Genomic DNA, 2,364 nt, shown 5'->3' with positions numbered 1-2,364 from the left:
GCGGCACGAACCCGGGGCGGCGCGGCACGGATGCGGCGCGGGGCGCCAGCGGCGAGGGCCGCGCGGTGACGAGGGGCCGCGGCTAGTTGGTCCAGCGGAGGAAGCGGTCGAACAGCTCCGAAGCTGGAGTCTTCGGCATGTCGCGGGCTGCCTCTTCGAGGTGATCCCACATCAGCACGGCGAGGTCCACGCGGCCGAGTTCGGCGGTCAGGCGTTCGCGGGCCGGGTCGCACGGCCAGGGGAGGCCGCAGGCGCGGCACTGCCAGGATGGTCGGTCGGGTGTGTGTTCCGCCCGCTCGTCAGGTGCGGTCATGGTGGGCCGCCGGGCGTTTCGCACGCACCATGCCGCACGAGGCTCCTTCCCGTGGAGCGGGCACGACGGAGGGGCTCCGGGTCCGCCGCCATCGCACCCGTGTGCTCAAAACATTGCGCGCGCACGGGGTGCGGGTCAACGGGCGGGGCGGCGCCTCCCTTTTCCGGGTGACGTGCGCCGCCCGTCGGAGGGTCTTCGACGACCACCGATCGGGTACGCGGCCTGCGCAGGCGAACATCACGTGCGCCGACTGACCACCTTCCGACAGTGCCGATTCCGGTGTGACGGATGTGACTGATTCTCGCCCGATATGTACCAGTCTTTGGAAGCATGGAACTCCGAAGCGGAAGCACGACCTCCGCAGCGGCCCGCGAATCCGAAGGACGGTGACATGGCCAACGACGAACAGCAGGAACTCGTGTCCGAGAGCGGCCTGTACGCCTCGGCTGTGGCCACCACGCCGCAACGCCGGGAACGCCGCCGCAAACAGGCAGTGGTGGGCATCGCCGGAGCGGCCGCCGTGCTGGCCGGGGCCGGGTTTCTGGCCACCCAGCTGATGAGCGAGGAACAGCCGAGCCTGCCGGAACCCGCCGCGATGGCGCCGCTCACCGCGTCGGCGCCGGCCAGCACCCCGGCGGAGCCCAGCGCGGAACCTTCGGTCACCCGTACGTCGAAATCTCCTAAAGCGGCGAAGCCGGTGGAGCTCAGCCCGGCACCCACCGTGAGCCGGACGCCGGACGCCGCGCCGACGCCCACCTCGACCGCCTCGCCGACGCAGGGCAGCCAACTGTCCGTTCAGTCACAGGACGGCGTCACGGAACGAACCGAGGCGCTGGCGAACGGCACGATCCGGATCGTGAGCGCACGGAGCGACCTGAGCGGCCAGCGCGAGCTGGCGCTCGCCGGCGACCAGGGAAAATCGGTCGGAGACGGGGTGCGCTGCACCAACGAGGTGCGCATCGCCTCGGGCCTGCCGGCCGGCCAGCGGCCGACGATGCTGCTCTGCTGGCGTACGTCGAAGGCACGCAGCGTGGTGACCATGGCGATGGTGCCGAAGGGTGACGCGCCGACCGCCAAGAGCGTCGACATCATCGGCAAGGAGTGGGCCAAGCTGGGCTGAAGGTGGCGGCCTGCGGGCGGGCCGCCGTGGCTGATCTCAGCTTCCGCGAGTCAACAACTCCGCGGCGAGAGCCGCACTCCTGGAGCAATAGGAAATGCCGTGGCAGGGTCCGGAGACCCTGCCACGGCTGGTAGAGAGGTCAGGCGGTGACGACCGGGCTGGTCGCGCCCAGGAGCGCGGTGGTGTCCGGCACGACGACGCGGTACTGCTGGCCGCGGGTCAGGCCGCCGACGCGGACGCTGGCCGACGCCTTGTAGGTGAGGACGGTGCGCCACTCGCCCCGCACGTTCTGCTGGACCTGGGCGGTCTGACCGGCCACGCCGTTGACCGTGACAGTCATGATGCCCGTGCCGGTGCGGACGGCGTTCACCGAGGCGCGCACGGTGTAGCCGGCCTTCGCCGAGGTCACGGCCGCGGCCGTGTCGGACTCGGGCACCTGCAGGTAGACCTCGTAGGACGCCTTGGCCGCGCGGGTCACCGCGACGGTGCCGGCGACGGTGGTCTTGGTGTCGGTGCACTGCGCGGCAGCGCCGGCCTCGGACACGCAGACCGAGACACCCTGCTCAGCCCACGCCTTGCCGTCCGCCGTCACGGTGAAGGTGGTGACGGTGCTGGTGCCGTAGACGACCTCCGGTGAGCTGCTGCCGACCGTGATCACCGGCGTGACCTTGACCGGAGCGGTCGTCGGAGCGGACGTCGTCGGAGCGGTGGTCGGGGCCGAAGTGGTCGGCGCCGTCGTTACAGGAGCGCTGGTCGTGGGCGCGGTCGTAACAGGAGCGCTGGTCGTGGGCGCGGTGGTCGGTGCGGTGGTGGGCGGCGTGGTCACCGGCGCGACGGCGGCCAGCGCGGCCACCACGTCGACCCGGCCGTTGCCGTAGTCCTTGTCGAAGCCCTTCGTTCCCAGGTCGACCGCGTTCTGCTCCATCGCGGC

At 71.4% G+C, this 2,364-nt stretch carries 2 protein-coding genes and 1 pseudogene; 1 reads left to right on the top strand and 2 read right to left on the bottom strand.

From position 1 onward, the window contains the following. Nucleotides 1-82 precede the first annotated feature (82 nt). A complete protein-coding gene (locus AB0F81_RS51065) occupies nt 83-313 on the bottom strand; it encodes a hypothetical protein (RefSeq protein ID WP_360211692.1) in 231 nt (76 codons plus the stop codon). 391 nt (nt 314-704) lie between these two features. On the opposite strand from AB0F81_RS51065, the gene AB0F81_RS51060 reads away from it, so the two are divergent. Further along, nucleotides 705-1,433: a hypothetical protein gene (locus AB0F81_RS51060; protein ID WP_360211690.1), complete on the top strand. Its 729-nt coding sequence runs from the start codon at nt 705-707 to the stop codon at nt 1,431-1,433. 139 nt (nt 1,434-1,572) lie between these two features. On the opposite strand, the pseudogene AB0F81_RS51055 reads toward AB0F81_RS51060, so the two are convergent. Then, nucleotides 1,573-2,364: pseudogene (locus AB0F81_RS51055) on the bottom strand (peptidase S8); the annotation flags it as partial.

This window comes from Actinoplanes sp. NPDC024001 (assembly GCF_040638955.1).
In the GTDB taxonomy this organism is placed as follows: Bacteria; Actinomycetota; Actinomycetes; order Mycobacteriales; family Micromonosporaceae; genus Actinoplanes.
Note: the sequence above shows the minus strand (reverse complement) of the source record. Positions and strands in the feature narration are given on the sequence as shown.